This window comes from Acinetobacter sp. YH12236 (assembly GCF_013417645.1).
Taxonomy (GTDB): Bacteria; Pseudomonadota; Gammaproteobacteria; order Pseudomonadales; family Moraxellaceae; genus Acinetobacter.
This window is the reverse complement of sequence record NZ_VPDM01000011.1, coordinates 62,727-81,807: the sequence shown is the minus strand read 5'-3', so window position 1 is coordinate 81,807 and position 19,081 is coordinate 62,727. Positions and strand designations below refer to the sequence as shown.

Below are 19,081 nucleotides of genomic sequence, written 5' to 3'. Positions count from 1 at the left end.
TCTTACCAGAATGGCTGGGTGTGAGAAAATTTTTGTAACTGCTCGGCAGCCTGTTCCGACAGATGCTGCTGTTCTGCGGTGAGCCAGCCGATGACAAACCATGCCTTGGAATGTTTTTTGGCATAAGGCCTATACAGGCTTTCTGCGACAAACAGGTCATTATAATGACCTAAAGTCTCCTGTAAGGGCTTTAACGCTTTCAGATATCTTTTGATTTCCTTTTCCGGAAACAGACTTTGCAGAAATTCCACATTATAACGCAAGCGTTTAACCCGCTTGCGGGTTCGGTGGCGTGATTCAATATCCAGTTCCTGATAATTCTCTGCATCTGCACAGACTTTCTGATGCAGTTTGCTGAGTCCTTTACACAGGATTTTATGCGAGGACTTTTGCTGGTTTGCACTCTGATCCTGACTAAATTGTAGTAGCTCCAGTATCAGCTCCATCGTAGCTGGCTTTCTGAATAATTGGCTAATATCTGCCTGATCCTGTTGGGCTGGAGGCAATTGCAATACTGGTGAACCCGCAGCTTCTAGCTGAGGAAGCAGACTTTCAGCTAAAGCATCGCGATCCCGAGTAGAGCCTAATTGCTGGAAGATATTGCGTAACTGATCCTGCCATTCCTCTGGCAAATCCTGATGATAGGGCTGGAAGATTTTTAAGGCACTGCGTAAACGCCGGATAGCGACGCGGGCCTGGTGCACATGGTCACTATTGTAATTCTCTAGCGCAATCGCCGTCGCATTGGGAAACAGGTGCGTCAGACAGTTGGTGATAATTTTTTGCAAGATATGATGAATATCGTCTTTAGCTGCGAGCTCTAAGGTTGTCTGATGCTGGACCGGAAGATCAGTTTTATTATTCAGCAGAGCATAACCACGTTCAGATTTGCTGCGTACATCCAGCCATAACTGATAACGTTGAATCCAGGGTTTAACAAAATCAATTAAGTCATCAAGTTTGCCACTTTTGAGCTCAAATTCAACTTCATAAATATCCAAGGTCTGGCCATTAGAACGAATCTCACCTCTATCCAGTGCAATTTCAATCTGACTTCCTCGGTAATTTTCAATCCAGAGATCCCGCTCTACATCAGTTTCAAATTGTAGAGTCAGAGACGTATCTAGGGTGTGAAGTGCCTGTTTTAGAATCTTCCGAGCCTGTTTATGCTTGGCATAAGCTTTTAAATCACAGTTGTCCGGTGCGGTATCCAGTCTTTCTTCCAGCTCAAAGCGTTCAAATTGATGCTGGCTCGGTGCTTTTAAGGTCTGAAACCATTGCTGATCTTCCAGACGCTGCCGGAGTGCAATTTTGTGCTGCTGTAACTGCTGATCGGCAGTATCAAAGTATTTGGCACATAAATGATGTCGAGTTGGCCCGTACTGCTGAAAATCTTGTTCGAATTGGTGACGTATACTTTGCGGAATCTGGAATTTGAGTTCGATTTCTGCCATCGGGCCATTCCTTCTCGATGAAGCTCATAACAATCAATATAGACCAAACAACAAAAGTATTGTGATGTGCTTGTGCAACAAAAAGCACACCGTAGCGTGCTTTGAAAGTCAGTTAAATACTTATTTAAGAAATTTGCGGCTGACCAGAAACTGTTCTGTCGCTTCCAGTAAGCGCTGTGCATAGACTTCCTGCTTGGCAGTCAGCCAACCCAACACAAACCAGTCACTGGCTTCCAGCTCAGTCTGCTGGATATACAGGGCAGAGGAGGCCAATGTCTGATATTCATTTGCTGCCTGCTGTGCATCATTTAAAGCCTTGCTGTATTTTTGTAGGTTTTTGACATCATAAATCGTGGTCAAAATTGGGAAGCTGAATTTTAATTCCTGAATGCGAATTGCTAGCTGATCCAGACTCTCAAAATTGGTAATATCAGTCTGGTTCATCTGTTCCTGCAAGACTTTGTATTGTTGCTGCAAGGTAGTTTGCGCTGCAGATTTCAATTCCAGCGGCTTAGCTTCATTTGTACTTAAGCTGAAGATCAGCAATTCCAGATAGTGATGCACATTTTGGGTGGATTTCACCAGATTGCCCAGCTTCTCTTTGGCATAGAGAATATCTTTAGTCAGGTTCTCTGCGGTCGTAGGATTTTGCAGGAAGCCAGCCAGAGTGTTTTGCATGTGCTGTAAATGTTGCAGATGTTCAAACTGATGTTTAAATGCGGCAAGCTGATGCGCCCATTTGTCTGAAACCTGAGTATGCCAATCTTTAAACAAAAGTAGGGTCAGATAGAGATGATTCAAGGCCTGTTGTGCCTGGTCAATATGTTCCTGTTCTGCCACTTGCGCGGAGATTGCCGCAATATTGGGCAATAGGTGCTGCATTTGCTGGGCCACCAGATGACACAGGTTTTTGCCTGCACTGTCTTTTTTGCTGATCTGGAATTCTTTGGCAAAAGTAGCGGGACTTACATTCTGATGAGTCGCTAACAAATTCCCAATTTCAGCCTTACTACGTACATCCAGCCACAGCTGATATTTTTTGACCCATTCAAAACTAAAGGCCAGCAAATCCTGAATTGAGCCATGCTTTAACTCGAATTCAACTTCATGCACTTCCTGTTCAGCATGAGGCGTGCGAATACAGCCGATATCCAGGCTGACTTCGATTGATGTGTTTTCATATTCAATCACGCGCAAGGTACGGGCAATATCGGTTTCAAACTGCAATTGCAGCTGGTCAAACTGATCACCTAAAGCACGATTAAGCAAGGTTTGCGCTTCAGCAGACTGCTGGTAAATACTCAGGTCCAGCTCAGGAAAATATTCTAATTCACCCAGATCATGATTATGCTCGAAACGTTCAATGTGGCTTTTGCCTGCCGCTTTTAACGTCTGAACCCAACGACTGCCTTCTAATCGTTGGCGTAGGGCAATTCCATGCTGGGCCAGTTGACGGTCTGCAGTATCATAGTATTTGGCTTGAAGCAGGATCTGTTGAGATTTCTTGGGATCAAGTGCCTTAAGCAGGGCAGTACGGCGTGCCGCGGGAATCTGGAACTTAAGTTCAACTTCAACCATGATAATCATCCTGTCTATTCAATTTATTGAAAAATATTAAAAAATAAATTGAATTTTTATTCGCTTGCATGAAATTCCGATATGAAACGGAAATATTTTTTAGACTTTTGAGCGGCTGATTGTAACGAAAAACCAATCTGATGTAAGACTTGACCGATTGAAAAAAATGGAAATGGAAAAATTAAAATGCTGATCTCATTCGCTGGTTTCTACTGAAAGCATGACAATTCAATATCTAAGCCAAATTCAGGTACAGAATTACATGAAAATAAAGGTACTTTTAATTGCCTAAATTATGCGCTAAGGTGAAGAAAAAAGATCAGGATGATGATAATGAATGCACAAGTGCAGCCGAGCAATGAGATTGCAGAACTGACTTCTCCACAAATGCCGATTCATGACTATCATGAGTTTTACCGGTTTTATCTAACCGAGCATCGCCATATTATGAGCCGCCGTTTGCATGTCGCAGGCAGCAGTATCGGTTTATATTTTTTTAGCAAAGCCCTTCATCAGCGTAAAGCTAAATATCTGGCCTATGGACTACTCTCAGGTTATGCCTGTGCCTGGATTGGTCATTTCATTTTTGAAAAGAATAAACCGGCCAGCTTTAAACAGCCGCTATACAGTTTTATTTCAGACTGGCGTATGTTTGCCGATGTATTACGTGGTAACCTGAGCCTGGTCGATCGTAAGCACGACAAAATTCCAAGTTAGGGCTTATGACGTTTTATCGGATTTATGCTTAAGTATTGCAATAAAAACGATAAAAACACTTGCAAGTGTAGAGTTATTATTCTATTAATTGTTTTATTGCTTATTCAGTATTTTATCAAAGAGTATAATTCACTGAATAAATCAGTTTTCCAAGCCTGGAGCGACCTTCTCCGGGCTTTTTTTATATTTAAAAAAATAGAAAGATCTGCATTGACGTATTTTTAATTTATCTGAATGATTTAGAAAATATTCACGAGATGAATGAACCAAGTTTGAGAGATAAGATGGTCAGTTCTGCTTAGATGGGTCGATCCTTTCTAGCTTTGACACGTCTCCCCATAAACGGTTTACCCAAAGCTAGAAAGGATCTGGTAGATAAAACACAGCTTTTGCTTTTCTATTTATGTGTTGTGTTCGAACTTATTTAAATCCTTTAATGCATGTAGACCTATCCCTGAAATTGGGTATTTTGAAGTTTTCTTTAAGTTTTGTGATTAATGGTATTCAAGCAATTTTATACACAGGAATCGTAAAATCCGGACATAAAAAAATCGCTTTCAGAATTTTGCAACTTCTCCACTAAGTTATCTGCAAAATCCTAAAAGCGTTTGTCGGAGGGCGTAAGCATTAACACTTTATCATTATTGTTATAAAACCATTAAAACGTAAATTCTCGCAGTCGCCTATCACTGAAAATAGGGATATTGATCAATCACCTGTATAAAAAGTACAAATAATAATCTAATACCTGAATCGGGTATTATTCAGTGTTTAGGATGGGGAAACTCGCCCATTTATGCCTATAATAGCGTATGTATTTTGAATGGCGGCAGTCATGCGCGGTTTATATTTAATTACCAATGATGATCCTATTGAGCTTCTTCTGGCGAAACTTGAAGGTGCAATGGCGACTTATGAAGTTGCGGTACTTCAGTATCGTCGTAAAAAAGTAGCGAAAGAAGATCAGGCTTACGAAATCGAATATATGAAACAAATGTGTGAACAGTATAAAGTTCCATTTGTAATTAATGACGATTTGGAAACTGCAGTAAAATATGGCGTAGGCGTGCATTTGGGTCAGGATGATGGTTCAATCCAGGAAGCTGTTGAGCGTTTGCCTAAAAATGTATTGATTGGCCGCAGTTGTAATAACTCACTTGAGCTTGCTGAACAAGCCATTGCTGATGGGGCTAATTATGTAGCCTTTGGCGCGATCTATGCGACTGATACCAAGCCAGAAGCAGGTAATATTGGTCTGGAAACCTTAAAACAAGCCAAAAGTAAATTAAATGTACCGATTTGCGCTATTGGCGGTTTGACGGTGGAAAACTCGAAAGAGGTCATCGAGGCTGGTGCAGATCTGTGTGCAGTCATTAGTGATGTATTGGGTCGCTCAATGTCGACTGTCGGTCAACGAGTGTATGACTGGTCGGAACTATTTGCTGAACAAGCTTAATTTTTATTTCTTATTGTATTTTTGAGTTGAGTGATTCTCATGAGTTTATCTCCAAAGCAAGAACAACTATTTAAACAAGCCAATAAACATATTCCGGGTGGTGTTAACTCACCTGTACGTGCCTTCAATGGCGTGGGTGGTACGCCTATCTTTATCGAGAAAGCCCAAGGTGCTTATCTGTACGATGTCGATGGCAAACGCTATGTGGACTATGTTGGTTCATGGGGTCCAATGATTCTGGGTCATGCGCATCCTGCGATCATTAAGGCGGTGCAAGATGCAGCGGTAGATGGTTTAAGCTTTGGTGCACCAACAGTTCATGAAACCACTTTGGCAGATATCATTTGCGACATCATGCCATCCATTGAATTGGTACGTATGACGAATTCTGGTACTGAAGCGACCATGACTGCGATTCGTCTGGCACGTGGTTATACTGGCCGTGACAAGATCGTAAAATTTGAAGGTTGTTACCACGGTCATTCTGATTCACTGCTGGTAAAAGCAGGTTCAGGTCTTTTAACTAAAGGTGAAGGCGAGGCGACTTCTGCGGGTGTACCTGCTGATTTTGCCAAACATACTTTAACCCTTCCGTATAACGATATTGCCACTTTAAAAGAATGCTTTGCCAAGTTTGGTTCTGAAATTGCGGGTGTGATTGTAGAGCCAGTCGCAGGTAATATGAACTTGGTCAAACCAATTGACGGTTTCTTGCAAGCGATTCGCGATGTCTGTGACGAGCATGGTTCAGTATTCATTATTGATGAAGTGATGACAGGTTTCCGTGTCGGGCTAGGTGGTGCTCAAGCACACTATGGCGTGACTCCTGATTTGACCACATTGGGTAAAATCATTGGTGCAGGTCTGCCAGTCGGTGCTTTTGGTGGTAAACGTGAAGTGATGGAATGCATCGCGCCACTAGGTAAGGTGTATCAAGCAGGGACGTTGTCAGGTAACCCGCTTGCAATGCGTGCGGGTATTGAGATGTTTAAATATCTGCGTGAGCCGGGCTTCTATGAAAAATTGACAGCGCAACTTGAAAAACTCCTTGCAGGTTTACAAGCGGCTGCGGATGAAGCAGGTATTCCATTCAAGACCCAGCAAGTGGGCGGCATGTTTGGCCTGTACTTCACTGATCAAGAAGACATCACCAGCTTTGATTCAATGCTGAAATGTGACGTAGAAGCTTTCAAGAAATTCTTCCATGGCATGTTAAGTCGTGGTGTGAACCTGGCTCCATCTGCATTTGAAGCAGGATTTATTTCAGCTGCGCATAGTGATGAAGATATTGAATTTACGATTCAAGCGGCTAAAGAAACTTTTGCTGAAATGAAAGGGTAATACAACCTCTCCCTAACCCTCTCCTAAAAGGAGAGGGAACATAAGCCCGAATTCCTTCGGGCTTATTTTATTCTTTTAATTAGACCGCAAAGATTTGAAATTGATAAATTAGAAATTGGATAGTTGAATGAAAACCAAACATTATCTGACCTTAAGCGACGCTGAGTTTTTGTTAAATCAGGCCTATGAATATGCGCTAGAAAATGGCTTTAATGTTAGTATTGCTGTAGTTGATGAAACTGGCAATTTGCTGGCAATGAAGCGTATGGATGGTGCTTCACCGATGACAGCAAACCTGTGTCTGGAAAAAGCACGTTGTTCTGCCATTAGTCGCCGCCCATCCAAACTGTTTGAAGATATTATCAAAGGCGGTCAAATGGGCTTTCTGACGATGGATACTTTTTCTGGGATGTTAGAAGGTGGTGAGCCGATTCTGTATCAGGGTCAGTTGGTTGGTGCGATGGGTGTTTCTGGAGTGAAGTCGTTCCAGGATGCGGAGATCGCACAGCAGGCGATTGAGAAGTTTTTGGCACTACAAAATTAGGTGTTTGTATTTGGAAAATACAAAATCATCGTGAGTATGAATAAATTTAAGAAAGCCCAGGTGGATTCGCTTGGGTTTTTTTGATTCTAAGTAATAAAATTAATGAGAATTATCTTAATATTTTTATAAGATTAAAGTTTTTTAATTTAGATAATCTGTTTTTATTTTAAGTATATTTAGATCTGTTAATTATTAAATTGAAGATCAACCTAGAAATACTAGGATTTAATTCATTTATGAATATATTCATGTTGTAGATTGAGAAATCATTCGTGTTATTAATCTTCTTAAAAGAAAGATATAAATTATAATTTTATCATTATATTTGTATATTCCATTTCTCAGAATAACAGGGCTTTTTAAGTACGAATAATGTGCTTTATCTAAGTCTTGTACAGAATCATGATTTCTGTAAATTACCCCATTTTTACAACTGCTTCCCAGTATTCTTATCGTTTCTTTTTTTTCAATTTGATCTATAGCATTTGTATAAGCAATAGGTCCAGTCGTAAGTAAGACTCCTTTCCACCCATATTTAAATTTCAATACACTATATTGTTCAATATTTTGGGTTATTATTTCAATAACTTTATAAATATAAGAATTATTAGCTGAGGAAATGATATTCCATTGTTGAAACTCTCTACCTCTTTTAATCTCTTTATGTAGTCCAAAATGCTGATATTGAGAACTCCCACCTTGCCATTCAAAAAGTAAAAGGTCATCTGTGGGTAAAATTAAATGACTAAGGGGTATAGTGGTATAACTTTTAACATCAAAATATGCTCCACCTGACTTATATATGAGTAAATAGCGAAAATAATCAGCTTGGGCAGCCCCGTATTCAGGATTTATACTTAAAAATGCATTTAAATATCTACTTGAATAATTTTGTTTTATAAAATCTAACATATTTTGATAATTATAAAATTGATAGTGCCAATCAGGATTATTTTTCTTTAATAGATCTATAGCTTGTTTTTCTTCATGTGTTAAGGCATTAATGCCTTTAGTATGTATTTGATGTATTATTTTTGGAATTTTCATATGAAGCTCCGAATAAATAATTATTTTTAATTTTTATTATAAAAATTTAATAGATAATATATTAGAAGGTATTATTAATTGTGATTTGAAACTTATCATTCCTATTAATCTAAGCTAGCATAATGAACTTTTGCAATAAGCTAAATAGATAAAACTCCCATGCTCTATACAATGCCCAGAAAAATTCAAATTGCTCCATCTCAAGCCAAATGGCAGCTTGCTGCTACAGATTCAGTCTTGGTCTTGGTTGGGCTGCATAATTTAAGAATGCAGACCGGGATTCAAGAGACTGAGCTGATGAATAATCTGATTCAGATCAGCAATAAAGCTAAAGCACTTGATATTCCCATTGTCGACCTATATGGCGATGATTTAATGCAGGGTATGCAGCAACTTGGAGAATATGCTTCAACTCATCCACAACTGATTTTTGCCGGACAAATCACACCGATGCTGAAACAGATCTTGCCACATCTGCAAAGTGTGACAGAACAAATTTGCATAATTAATGATGCAATTTTGATGCCTAGTCAGGAACAGCATATCCAGTGGATTGAGAATATATCGGCACAAGCTTTGCATCATATGAACAGCTATAGTCTGACCCGATTATGGAACTTAAGTGCGCCGTCAGAATATGTATTGTCAACCAAAGGCATCATGTTGGCAGTAGCTGAACAGCTGGATATGGATGCGCTGGAAATTGATCCTTATGCTGATTTAAAGCAGTATGGACTGGACTCTGTAGTAGTAGTCAGTCTGGTTGGCACATGGCGTGCGCATGGTGCTGATCTGCGTTATGAAGATGTGCTGGAACACCCGTCATTACATGATTTAGTGAGCTTTGTAATGCAATCTGCACGTCGATAATCGCTAATTGGGTAATTTTCTTAAAATAATCGGAAATTTCATCGCCATTTACATAAATGCGCATTGTAATTATCACTCAAGCTTTCTATTATGGCCGCCTTGTTTTTCGCGATCAGCGTGGGATTGAACTTTGAGTAATTTTCTAACCGAACATCTGATACATCGTGATGAAGATTTTATGGTCATCCATAAGCCTGCAGGCTTACTCACAGTGCCCGGTAAAACAGAAGATTTACAAGATTGCCTGATCAATCGCCTCATCAAATTAGAACCTAAAACTTTACTGATCCACCGTCTGGATCGAGACACTTCCGGTATCTTAGTATTTGCCTTAAGTCGTGAAGGGCAAAAATCCATCTCCCGCCAGTTCCAGGAACGCCAAACCGATAAGACCTATCAAGCCATCGTGGCTGGAACATTAGAAGGCAAGGGTACAGTTGATGTGCCTGTCATTTACGATCCAAGCCGTCCACCACTGCATATTGCTGAACCGAATCATAATAAGCCGGCTATTACAGAATGGCAGGCCATCGAACATTTTGAAATTCAGGGGCAAGCTGTGACTCGGGTGAAACTGACTCCGATTACCGGTCGTTCACATCAGCTCCGTGTACATATGCAATATCTCGGGCATCCGATTATTGGCGATACCTTGTATGCAACGCCAGAGCAGCAACAGCTTAGTCCGCGTCTATGCTTACATGCCGAGCGTTTAAGTTTTTATCATCCTAAAACACAACAGTTAGTTGAATTTAATTGTCCGGCTGAATTCTAGGAAATACTTGTTTAATCGACGTGAATTATGCTCACTTTTTAGTGGGCTTTATGTCAAAATACATTGCTTGAAGGTGTGAAATTTTGCTCAAATGACGTTTCGTGATTGAGCCTGATATTCATAATCTTGTACTTAAGATAAAGGTGGAAAAATTGCAGCAATTTGCTATTGGTCAACGTTGGTTATCAGATACTGAAACAGAACTCGGTTTAGGGGTTCTCATTGATGTTGATGAGCGATCGGTCAGCATTTTATTCCCAAAAAGCGATGAAACTCGCGTCTATGCTCGCAGTAACGCACCCTTATCTCGTATCGTATTTAATGCGAATGACGAACTGCAAGATCAGGAAGGTACGATCTGGACCGTTGAGTCAGTTGAAGACCGCAATGGTGTAGTGCGTTATCACGTGGTTCGTACTCTTGAAGATGGTACAGAAGAACGTAAAGCTTTAAATGAAACCCGTGTAGGTGCAACGATCCAGTTGTCTAAACCTTTAGATCGTTTACTGGCCAGCCAGATTGACTATAAAGAGTGGTATGACCTGCGTATTGAAGCCTTGCTGATGCAAGCCAATATGCAAACCAGTCCATTGCGTGGCTTGGTCGGTTCGCGTGTGGGTCTGATTCCACACCAGTTGTATATCGCACATGAAGTCGGTCAGCGTTTCGCGCCGCGTGTTTTACTGGCCGATGAAGTGGGCTTGGGTAAAACCATCGAAGCAGGTCTGATCATTCATCAGCAACTTAAAACTGGCCGTTCTGAACGTATTCTGATCTTGGTCCCGGATTCACTGCAATATCAGTGGATGATTGAGATGCGCCGTCGTTTCAATCTTGAATTCTCCCTATTTGATTTGGCTCGTACTGCATCGATCAAAGAGCATGATCCTGAACTAAATCCATTCCTGACCGAACAGCGCATTATTGCTTCTGTGGACTTGATGGTGGATCACGAAGATCTACGCGAACAGGCGATTGAAGCGGGCTTTGACCTGTTGGTTGTCGATGAAGCGCATCACCTGATGTGGTCTGAGGAAGAAGGCGGCAATGACCGTTATGATCTGATCGAAGAGCTGGCAGAGAAAACACCGGGCGTATTGTTATTGACTGCAACACCAGAACAGCTCGGTGTAGAATCTCACTTTGCACGTCTACGTTTACTTGATCCGCAACGTTTCAGTTCATTGGATCGTTTCCTAGATGAAGAAGAGCAATATCAGCATACCGCTAAAATCGCTGAAGTACTGATGTCAGACCTTCCACTGGAAGCTGAGCATTTCACTGCGATTGAAAGCCTGCTTGGTCATGCGATTGAAGATACCCCAGAGCAACGTTTCCGTGCCATTCATGAATTGCTAGACCGTCATGGTACGGGTCGTATCCTGTTTCGTAACACACGTGAAGCGATTCAGGGCTTCCCGGGTCGTGACTGTCAGCCAGCACCATTGCCAGCGCCAGAAAACTGGTCTAAAGATGGCAAACTACGTGAACAGATGTGGCCGGAAGAATCTCAACTTGATGGCTCGTGGATGGAAACCGATCCGCGTGTAATGTGGTTGATGGAAAAGCTGCGTACTGATCTGAAACACAAAAAAGTATTACTGATTGCCCGTAGTGGTCCAGTGGTTGAAGCACTGGAAAATGTATTACGTCTGCATGCAGGTATCCGTACTGCCATGTTCCATGAAGGCATGAGTCTTTTGGAACGTGACCAAGCAGCAGCTTATTTTGCTGAAGAATCTTATGGTGCACAGATTCTGTTATGTTCTGAAATCGGTTCAGAAGGCCGTAACTTTCAGTTTGCATCAGACTTGATCCTGTTTGACTTACCGGCCAATCCGGATGTTTTGGAACAGCGTATTGGTCGTCTGGATCGTATCGGTCAGGAAAACCGTATCCAGATTCATGTGCCTTATCTGGTGGGTACTGCGCAGGAGCGTATGTTCCGTTGGTATAACGAAGCGCTGAATATTTTCAGCAACATTTCTCCAACGGCGCAAACGCTGCAAGAAAACTTTATTGTTGCCCTGAAAGATTGCTTGCTGGCAGATAAAGGTCAGGAATTTGAAGATCTGCTGGAAGAAGTTAGCGTACAACGTGAAGCGCTTGAAGCCGAGTTGCAGGAAGGTCGTGACCGTCTGCTTGAGTACAATTCTTGCCGCCCCGTCGTGGCACAGGAAATTGTTAATGCGCTTGAAGACTATGATGACAATACCACCTTGCCAATGTTCATGAAGCGTTTTATGGCATCGACCAATATCGACTTTGATGAGCAAAGCAATGGTACGGTGATCATCAAGCCAACGGATCAGATGCAGGTACAAGGTTTGACCCTGGATGAAGAGGGCATGACAGCCACTTTCTATCGTGACCAAGCTCAGATCCGTGAAGATGCTCAATATCTAACTTTAGAGCATCCATTCACTGAAAGCGTGATGGAAATGATCAATACTCAGGGCTTTGGTAGTACCAACGTTGCGGTCTTAAAGTCTGCAGCATTGCCACAAGGTTCTGTATTGATGGAAGTGTGGTTCAAGGTTGATGTGGTTGCACCAAAAGCACTGAACTTACCGTCAAGCTTGCCACAGCAGCTGATCCGTGTATTGCTGAGTGAAAAAGGTCAGGATCTGTCTCAGAAGATTGCGCCTGAAATCCTGAAACCATATCTACATCATTTAGATGGCAATAGCTGCCGTCAGGTGGTGAAAGCACGCCGTGAAGTGATTGAAGCGCGTTATCAACAGGCATTGGAATTAGCTCGTTCAGCATTGCCAAACTTCAGGCAGCAGGCTAAAGAAGTGTATGGCAATAAATGGCAGTATGAAATTGACCGTCTGACTTACCTGAAACAGTTCAACCCAAGTATCCGTGAAGATGAAATCGCACGTTTACAGAAGCTGCAAAAAGAAGGCTTGAGTTTGTTAGAAGGTTTATCTGTAACACCTGAAGCGATTCAAGTAATGGTCGTGGTTAAGCCATAAGATCTAATGAATTATGAAAGCAGCTTTCGGGCTGCTTTTTTATGGCTGGAATTAAAGTCATGATTGAGCTTTTGGTCGGGCTGTGCTAGCTGATATTTTCTGTATTGTTTAAAATCAGCACCTCTAAGAATAAGAAATAAAATATCATGTCCAAAGCATTGATCACTATTGGCGCGAAAACCAGCCATGGCGGTATGGTCACTGAATGTGAAAACTCTTTTTTAATTAATGGCATGGCGGTGCATCTGAATGGCATGAAGCATTACTGTCCCAAGTGCCAAACTACCGTGACAGCTATTGCTAGTGATTTATCTACAATAGTCAAAGGTAGGGCTGTAATCATTGCTGGAGATAAAGTCAGTTGTGGAGCCACTTTTTTACTGATGCAAAATCTGGCTATTTCTAAAAAATAACGAACCATATGCCGATGTAAGCCAGGAGTGACTTAAAGGTCATAGATTGGTGAATTTGGTTCTGTATAATTTTGCATTTCAATATTAAGCTTCTTTCAGACTTTATAAAGAAATGATCAAAGAAAATAATGAAACAGGTTTTGCATTTTACTCATGCCAATGGCATTCCATCGGCAAGCTATCGCAAGTTTTTAAATTATTTTCAGGATGAATATCAGGTCAAGGCAATTCCGCTGATCGGGATGAATCCAGCCTATCCAATTACCAAAGACTGGCGTTATCTAGTAAATGAAGTGATACAGGATATCCAGCAGCAATCTCCGGATCAAAAGGTGATTGGGCTGGGACATTCATTTGGTGGTTTGATAACTTTAATGGCAGCCTATCAACGTCCGGATTTATTTTCCAAACTGGTGATCATGGATCCACCTTTCGTGATTGGTAAAAACAGTGCACTGTTTGAAGTCGTGAAAAAGCTCAACTTAAAAAGTATTGACCGTTTCACTCCGGCAGGTATTACCCTAAAACGTAAAGATTACTGGCCATCTAAACAGGACGCCGTTGAAGCGCTGAGATCGAATCGTCTGTTTAAGCATTTTGATGAGCAATGTTTTCAGGATTATATCGAAAGCGGGATTGTGCCTGATCAAGAGCGTGGAGGGGTAACTTTAGCCATTCCCAAACAGATTGAGGCAGAAATTTTCCGGACTGTACCGGCTTGGTGGTGGCGTACACCAAGAAAACCACCCCAGGTTCCGATACATTTAATCACAGCAGAGCGCAGCCAGTTTTATCAGCAAGGTTTACCACAAGGCATGCATAAGGTTTACCAAATTCATTATTCGGTGGTGCAGGGCGGACATATGTTTCCACTAGAGCATCCGGAAATGACGGCAAACCATGTTAAAGCCAGATTGAATAAGCTTTAATCTTGGTAATAAAAAAGACTCACTAAGAGTCTTTTTTTTTACAGTTAGCTTAACGGATTTGGGATTGATCCAGATGACGGGCACCTTCCAGAATCATGCGGATCATGATCATGGTCTGTTCCGCAATTTCCTTACGGTTTTCAGGTGCCATATCGATCACGTTGGCACCCATATTAAATACCAGTTGGGTAATCGCTCTAGCCGCAATCTCGGGATGAAATAATTTTTTATTATTTAGTCGTTCCAGGCGGATCAGGTCTTCCTGAAGCTCCTGCTGGAAATAATTCAATTGGCGTTCGACGGCCTGTTTATAAGATTTGGAACCTGTATAACCTTCACGTAACAACAGGCTCAAATTGCCTTCATCAGCATCCAGCTGGGCAATAAAGACTTCGACAGAACTACGGATAATACTGTTCTGTTTCGATGCTTTTAAGCGGGATTCATTGAGAATCTGACGCAGCACAATCCCGGCACGATCAATCAGCTCAATCGCCAGTTCATCGATATCTTTAAAATGACGATAAAAACTGTTCGGAGCAATTCCAGCCTCACGAGCAACTTCACGCAAGCTTAAAGATGAAATACTTTTTTGTGGTCCGATCAGGTTTAAAGCAGCCTGGAACAGTTCTTCCTTGGTAATGGTCGCTTTACGGCCCACACTACGGACAATAATGGGCTCATCAATGCTTTTCGATGGTAAAGACGCGTCACTGCTTATTTTCATTGAAGGCTCATTCATGAGGTGATTAGTAAAAGGCATTAACACATTATAACGAAGGCAGTCCAGCTTGTGAAATGATTAGAAACAATACAAATGTATATACAAATATATATACAAGTGTATAATAATTAAAAATCCAAGGTGATGTCTAAAACGATGCCTGTACTCGAAAAGCTTAAAACGCCATTAAATACGCTGAAAGAGAGTGTGATTGATCCATATGCGATTAATTTCTGGATGCAGAAATTAAATCCTTTATGGTCAATGAATCAGCCCTTAGGCAAGATTGTGCGCAAAGAACATGCTGCGCAGGATATGCTGAGCCTGACGATTCGTGTCAATCATTTATTCCAGTTCGGTCAGGCGGGCCAGCATCATCCTGTATTTGTGGTGGTGAACGGCATTCGTTATGAACGTAGCTATAGTCTGACCCGTATTGATCAGCAGCATATTTTATTGACGGTTAAAAAAGTGAATGCGGGTAAAGTTACTACCTGGTTTGCTGAACAGGCTGAAGTCGGCGATATCATTGAATTCGGTCAGCCTTTCGGTGACATGACTTTGCCAGAACAGGACAGCCCATTGCTTTTGCTTGCTGCGGGTAGTGGTATCACCCCAATGCTGAGTATGCTGGAAGCTTTAAAAGATAAAGCTGAACTGGTTGCACCAGTAACTTTATGGTACTGGGTTAAGAAAAACCAGGATGCTGCTTTCATTGCACGTTTTGAAGAGCTGGCACAAAAGTTTTCAAACTTTTCTTATCAGGTATTTGCAACTCAGGAACAACCGGCTGCGCCGCGTCTTGATGAATCTTATCTAGACCAATTGCAAGCATTGGAACAAAGTACAGTCTATGCATGTGGACCATCAGGTTTTGTTGCGACTGCAGAACGACTGTTTGCTTCAGCGAAACTGTTCAAAAGTGAAGCGTTCAGCATGAGTCTGAATGATGAAGCTGATACCGGTTTTGTCAATGTAACCCTGACTCAATCGAAAAAAATCGTCACGATTCCTAAAGGCCAGTCGATTCTGGTGAGTCTGGAACAACAGAATATCCGACCGACCCATGGCTGTCGTATGGGCATCTGTAATAAATGTGCCTGTAATAAAGCGGAAGGTTCAACCAAGAATCTGGTCAATGGCGCACAAAATACCGAGCCGGGTAATCTTTTAAAAATTTGTGTTAACTCAGCGCAGACTGACCTTGTCATCGACTTATAAGCGAGTTTTATCCTATGAATATGCCAGTAAAATTACAGTATTTTAAAAATCCTAAAAACCGTGAACTGACCCAGTCTGAGCTAGATGAACTTGCACGTGAGCTTGATGCCATCAAACAGGAAGTGCTGGATGATTTAGGTGAAAAAGATGCCAAATATATCCGTCGCGTATATTCGAGCATCCGTTATTCATCGATTGCAGGTCGTGCCTTATTATTCGCAGGCTGGTTCCCGCCAGCATGGTTGCTGGGTACAGGCTTATTAGGCTTTGCCAAAATCATGGAAAATATGGAATTGGGTCATAATGTCATGCACGGTCAATATGACTGGATGAATGATCCGAAGCTCAATGGCCAGACTTACGAGTGGGATATTGTCGGAACTTCAGACAACTGGCGTCAAACCCATAACTTCAAGCATCATACTTATACTAACATTAAAGGCATGGATGATGATATTGGTTATGGCTTGTTGCGTTTGTTCCCTGAGCAACGCTGGAAACCAGGTTATTTATTACAGCCAATTTACAGTATTCCATTTTGCTTGTTATTCCAGTGGGGCGTAGCCATTCAAAACCTTGAATTGGGTAAATACTTCAAAGGCCGTAAAACCAAAGAACAAACTCTTGAAGAATGGAAGCCAATGCAGCGTAAAATTGGCAAGCAATTATTCAAAGATTATGTATTCTTCCCGTTGATTGCAGGTCCTGCAGCATTACCGGTATTGACAGGTAACCTGGTGGCAAATGGCCTTCGTAATATCTGGACTTTCAGTATTATTTTCTGTGGTCACTTTACTAAAGATGTAGAAGTGTTTCCGAAAGCTGTGATGGAAAATGAAAGTCGGGGTCACTGGTATATGCGCCAGATTCGTGGTTCTTCAAACTTGACTGGTTCTGATGCGTTTCATATTTTGACTGGACATTTAAGCCATCAGATTGAACATCACTTATATCCAGATGTGCCTGCACGCCGTTATCGTCAAATGGCGCCAAAGGTAGAAGCGGTATGTAAAAAATATGGTCTGAACTATAACAATGCCAGTCTGGTAAAACAGTATGGCAGCGTAATTAAACGTATTGTGAAATATGCTTTTCCGTTTAAGAAGTAAGATGGATTTCAATAAAAAACCGCTATTCATAGCGGTTTTTTATTATTCTCAGTTTAATTAATTATTTTAAGCTCAGACTCGGGTAAATTCATTTCAAGTAGTGGAAGTACTTTATCTCGTCCTTCCAGATAAGCATACTGTGCAAGGCATAACATTGCCTCATCTTCTTCGCTATTTCCATAAGCATAAATTTCAGCATAATCTTCTAAATTATATTTTTCCAAGATTCTACTTTTCTTCTGATCCTTACTACAATCAGGTGTGTTGTATAAACCTGTCATTTTGCCTGTCAGAATTTCTACTTCACTACAAATCAGGTCAATGCCTAAATAAGTACAAACCGGTTTTAAATATAAATCCAGTGAAGCAGAAACGAGAACGACTTGATGCCCGAGTTGCTGATGTTGTCTAAGTTGCTTTAATAGCTTGGGATTTAATCTTAAAACAAGCTGCTGTGCATATTCTTCGGCAAGCTGCTGAATTTCATGCGCATGACTATTTTTGAACATGGTGTAATACAGCTTTGGGCGCATTGCATGAGCAGGATAGAGCTTAAGATAGTAAGCCTGAATCCAAGGCAGAATACGAATGCCACGTTTTAAAATCTGCCTTTTCTTTAAAGCATAGAAAATGAACCCTGTAAAACTGTCATAAGGATACAGGGTTCCATCAAAATCAAATAAGGCTAGAGTTTTATGTTTTTGATGCGGCGCATGCATGTTTGATAACGACCATCGACACGGCTGGCAAACCAGTTAGTATTATACTCACGACTCAATTTTGGGCCTGAGATCACGACTTCTGGCATCATTGCATAAATTGGCTCTTTACCGGTTTTTTCTTGATAAAGTTTACTGATGCCACGATAAGTCATAGTATCTTCAAAATCTTTAACTTTTTCTTTTTTTAAATCCGCCCGAATCTGACGTTCAGTAATAATAAAATTATTTTTTGCAAAAACGCTGATGAGCTCTCGTTCAGATTGACTCTTTTGTGAGCGAATCGCGCCATCTTTAGTATATAGTAGTAAATCGCCATCCAGGCTCAATTCGGCATCGGTTAAGCTATTTAACATGCTCTGGAATGCTGCATTACGGCTGGAATACATCCCAGAGTTATAATCAGCAAAACGATAAATCGGTTTTTCATAATCCGCAGGGTACATCATCAATCGATGAATCCCATAATACAGTCCACCATACTGGCTATACAGGTCACTACGCAAATCAGCAATACTGCCCCCTTGACGTTTATATTCCTTGGCATAGCTGATATGAACCTGCATGGAACCCAAAGTTGTAATCGGATTCATTTTTTCGCCAATATTTTGTCCAAATAGTTTGGCTGCACCTGTCAGTGCACTTACATGATAATGTTTGGCCATGTAATCAAAGATTTCACGATAAAGTTCATCTAACTGACGTTCAGTTTTAACCCGGCGCATCTGGCTGAGATAATTGTCTTCTGGACTTGGATGATTTTTAAGTACGTCCTGGAAATATCCTGCAACTGTTCCACCGATACTTTCACCAAGTTTATCTTTAAATTTTTCTTCCAGACGTTCCTGAACTTCTTTAACGGCTTTTTCACCAAGACCAGGAACTACCGGGTCTGCATTAAAGTTAGATTCCTGATCGACAACTGCCACGATTGAACAGATATTCTCTTTGGTTTGTGGAATACCGAGCTGGTCAGTGATGTCATAAATATCTTGTGCCCAGGATTCACGCTGGCTGACACGACCTGGAATGGCTTTACGAATATGTTCAACTTCAAGAGTTGGTTCATCATTTGACCACCATGAACCATTGCCACACCCTACAAGGCTAATAGATAAAGCAAGTATGGATACGGACTTAAGAGAAAAAACTTGAGCAAAATATTTGTTCATGGTGTCGTAAATAAATTGAAAAGATGAGTGA

At 41.2% G+C, this 19,081-nt stretch carries 17 protein-coding genes; 11 read left to right on the top strand and 6 right to left on the bottom strand.

Annotation, left to right across the window (positions count from 1 at the left end; translation table 11 throughout):
- Positions 1-2: 2 nt before the first annotated feature.
- Both FTV14_RS06865 and FTV14_RS06860 read right to left on the bottom strand, forming a co-directional pair.
- Complete coding sequence (locus FTV14_RS06865) at positions 3-1,454, bottom strand: CYTH and CHAD domain-containing protein (protein ID WP_180016649.1); 1,452 nt, start codon at positions 1,452-1,454, stop codon at positions 3-5.
- A 120-nt stretch (positions 1,455-1,574) separates the two neighbouring features.
- The gene (locus FTV14_RS06860; RefSeq protein ID WP_180053612.1) at positions 1,575-3,032 is read right to left on the bottom strand and encodes an inorganic triphosphatase; all 1,458 of its coding nucleotides are present in this window, start codon (positions 3,030-3,032) and stop codon (positions 1,575-1,577) included.
- Between the two features lie 333 nt (positions 3,033-3,365).
- Here FTV14_RS06860 and FTV14_RS06855 point away from each other — a divergent pair, with 333 nt between their 5' ends.
- The 4 genes from FTV14_RS06855 (at position 3,366) to FTV14_RS06840 (ending at position 7,090) form a co-directional block, all read left to right on the top strand.
- Positions 3,366-3,749 carry a DUF962 domain-containing protein gene (locus FTV14_RS06855; protein ID WP_159123774.1) on the top strand — a complete coding sequence of 128 codons (384 nt, stop codon included), beginning with the start codon at positions 3,366-3,368 and terminating at the stop codon, positions 3,747-3,749.
- An 835-nt stretch (positions 3,750-4,584) separates the two neighbouring features.
- On the top strand, positions 4,585-5,205 hold the full coding sequence (thiE, locus tag FTV14_RS06850) for a thiamine phosphate synthase (protein ID WP_034706393.1): 621 nt from the start codon (positions 4,585-4,587) through the stop codon (positions 5,203-5,205).
- Positions 5,206-5,244: 39 nt separating this feature from the next.
- Entirely contained in the window at positions 5,245-6,546 is a 1,302-nt protein-coding gene (gene hemL / locus FTV14_RS06845) for a glutamate-1-semialdehyde 2,1-aminomutase (RefSeq protein WP_180053611.1), read from the top strand.
- 127 nt (positions 6,547-6,673) lie between these two features.
- A complete protein-coding gene (locus FTV14_RS06840; protein WP_179993332.1) occupies positions 6,674-7,090 on the top strand; it encodes a heme-binding protein in 417 nt (138 codons plus the stop codon).
- A gap of 246 nt (positions 7,091-7,336) precedes the next feature.
- Here the strand turns inward: FTV14_RS06840 and FTV14_RS06835 are convergent, their stop codons facing one another.
- Positions 7,337-8,137, bottom strand: coding sequence for a glycosyltransferase family 32 protein (locus FTV14_RS06835; RefSeq protein ID WP_180053610.1), 801 nt, complete (start codon positions 8,135-8,137; stop codon positions 7,337-7,339).
- Positions 8,138-8,296: 159 nt separating this feature from the next.
- Here FTV14_RS06835 and FTV14_RS06830 point away from each other — a divergent pair, with 159 nt between their 5' ends.
- From FTV14_RS06830 to FTV14_RS06810, 5 genes are all read left to right on the top strand, one after another.
- Positions 8,297-9,007 (top strand): phosphopantetheine-binding protein, encoded by a 711-nt coding sequence (locus tag FTV14_RS06830; protein ID WP_180053609.1) that lies wholly within the window; start codon positions 8,297-8,299, stop codon positions 9,005-9,007.
- A 178-nt stretch (positions 9,008-9,185) separates the two neighbouring features.
- Positions 9,186-9,782: an RluA family pseudouridine synthase gene (locus tag FTV14_RS06825; protein WP_286740928.1), complete on the top strand. Its 597-nt coding sequence runs from the start codon at positions 9,186-9,188 to the stop codon at positions 9,780-9,782.
- A 143-nt stretch (positions 9,783-9,925) separates the two neighbouring features.
- A complete protein-coding gene (gene rapA, locus FTV14_RS06820; RefSeq protein ID WP_180053607.1) occupies positions 9,926-12,763 on the top strand; it encodes an RNA polymerase-associated protein RapA in 2,838 nt (945 codons plus the stop codon).
- Positions 12,764-12,909: 146 nt separating this feature from the next.
- Entirely contained in the window at positions 12,910-13,176 is a 267-nt protein-coding gene (locus FTV14_RS06815; protein WP_180053606.1) for a PAAR domain-containing protein, read from the top strand.
- Positions 13,177-13,304: 128 nt separating this feature from the next.
- Positions 13,305-14,105 (top strand): alpha/beta fold hydrolase, encoded by an 801-nt coding sequence (locus FTV14_RS06810; protein WP_034702914.1) that lies wholly within the window; start codon positions 13,305-13,307, stop codon positions 14,103-14,105.
- Positions 14,106-14,154: 49 nt separating this feature from the next.
- Here FTV14_RS06810 and fabR read toward each other — a convergent pair whose 3' ends face one another.
- Positions 14,155-14,832: an HTH-type transcriptional repressor FabR gene (gene fabR, locus FTV14_RS06805; RefSeq protein ID WP_180053605.1), complete on the bottom strand. Its 678-nt coding sequence runs from the start codon at positions 14,830-14,832 to the stop codon at positions 14,155-14,157.
- 153 nt (positions 14,833-14,985) lie between these two features.
- Here fabR and FTV14_RS06800 point away from each other — a divergent pair, with 153 nt between their 5' ends.
- Positions 14,986-16,050: a ferredoxin reductase gene (locus FTV14_RS06800; protein WP_125279328.1), complete on the top strand. Its 1,065-nt coding sequence runs from the start codon at positions 14,986-14,988 to the stop codon at positions 16,048-16,050.
- 14 nt (positions 16,051-16,064) lie between these two features.
- Positions 16,065-17,159, top strand: a complete 1,095-nt coding sequence (locus tag FTV14_RS06795) for an acyl-CoA desaturase (RefSeq protein WP_180053604.1) — start codon at positions 16,065-16,067, stop codon at positions 17,157-17,159.
- A 53-nt stretch (positions 17,160-17,212) separates the two neighbouring features.
- On the opposite strand, the gene FTV14_RS06790 is transcribed toward FTV14_RS06795, so the two are convergent.
- Together FTV14_RS06790 and FTV14_RS06785 are read right to left on the bottom strand one after the other, a co-directional pair.
- A complete protein-coding gene (locus FTV14_RS06790) occupies positions 17,213-17,878 on the bottom strand; it encodes an HAD family hydrolase (protein WP_180016644.1) in 666 nt (221 codons plus the stop codon).
- Complete coding sequence (locus FTV14_RS06785; protein WP_180053603.1) at positions 17,845-19,050, bottom strand: DUF1615 domain-containing protein; 1,206 nt, start codon at positions 19,048-19,050, stop codon at positions 17,845-17,847. The genes FTV14_RS06790 and FTV14_RS06785 overlap by 34 nt, the downstream gene beginning before the upstream one ends.
- Positions 19,051-19,081 lie beyond the last annotated feature (31 nt).

Coding starts and splice junctions, on each gene's coding strand:
- FTV14_RS06815 (WP_180053606.1), top strand. CDS start 12,910: ATGTCCAAAGCATTGATCACTATTGGCGCGAAAACCAGCCATGGCGGT.
- FTV14_RS06860 (WP_180053612.1), bottom strand. CDS start 3,032: ATGGTTGAAGTTGAACTTAAGTTCCAGATTCCCGCGGCACGCCGTACT.
- hemL (WP_180053611.1), top strand. CDS start 5,245: ATGAGTTTATCTCCAAAGCAAGAACAACTATTTAAACAAGCCAATAAA.
- FTV14_RS06825 (WP_286740928.1), top strand. CDS start 9,186: ATGGTCATCCATAAGCCTGCAGGCTTACTCACAGTGCCCGGTAAAACA.
- FTV14_RS06855 (WP_159123774.1), top strand. CDS start 3,366: ATGAATGCACAAGTGCAGCCGAGCAATGAGATTGCAGAACTGACTTCT.
- fabR (WP_180053605.1), bottom strand. CDS start 14,832: ATGAAAATAAGCAGTGACGCGTCTTTACCATCGAAAAGCATTGATGAG.
- FTV14_RS06785 (WP_180053603.1), bottom strand. CDS start 19,050: ATGAACAAATATTTTGCTCAAGTTTTTTCTCTTAAGTCCGTATCCATA.
- FTV14_RS06810 (WP_034702914.1), top strand. CDS start 13,305: ATGAAACAGGTTTTGCATTTTACTCATGCCAATGGCATTCCATCGGCA.
- FTV14_RS06865 (WP_180016649.1), bottom strand. CDS start 1,454: ATGGCAGAAATCGAACTCAAATTCCAGATTCCGCAAAGTATACGTCAC.
- FTV14_RS06795 (WP_180053604.1), top strand. CDS start 16,065: ATGAATATGCCAGTAAAATTACAGTATTTTAAAAATCCTAAAAACCGT.
- FTV14_RS06830 (WP_180053609.1), top strand. CDS start 8,297: ATGCTCTATACAATGCCCAGAAAAATTCAAATTGCTCCATCTCAAGCC.
- FTV14_RS06840 (WP_179993332.1), top strand. CDS start 6,674: ATGAAAACCAAACATTATCTGACCTTAAGCGACGCTGAGTTTTTGTTA.
- FTV14_RS06835 (WP_180053610.1), bottom strand. CDS start 8,137: ATGAAAATTCCAAAAATAATACATCAAATACATACTAAAGGCATTAAT.
- FTV14_RS06800 (WP_125279328.1), top strand. CDS start 14,986: ATGCCTGTACTCGAAAAGCTTAAAACGCCATTAAATACGCTGAAAGAG.
- FTV14_RS06790 (WP_180016644.1), bottom strand. CDS start 17,878: ATGCATGCGCCGCATCAAAAACATAAAACTCTAGCCTTATTTGATTTT.
- thiE (WP_034706393.1), top strand. CDS start 4,585: ATGCGCGGTTTATATTTAATTACCAATGATGATCCTATTGAGCTTCTT.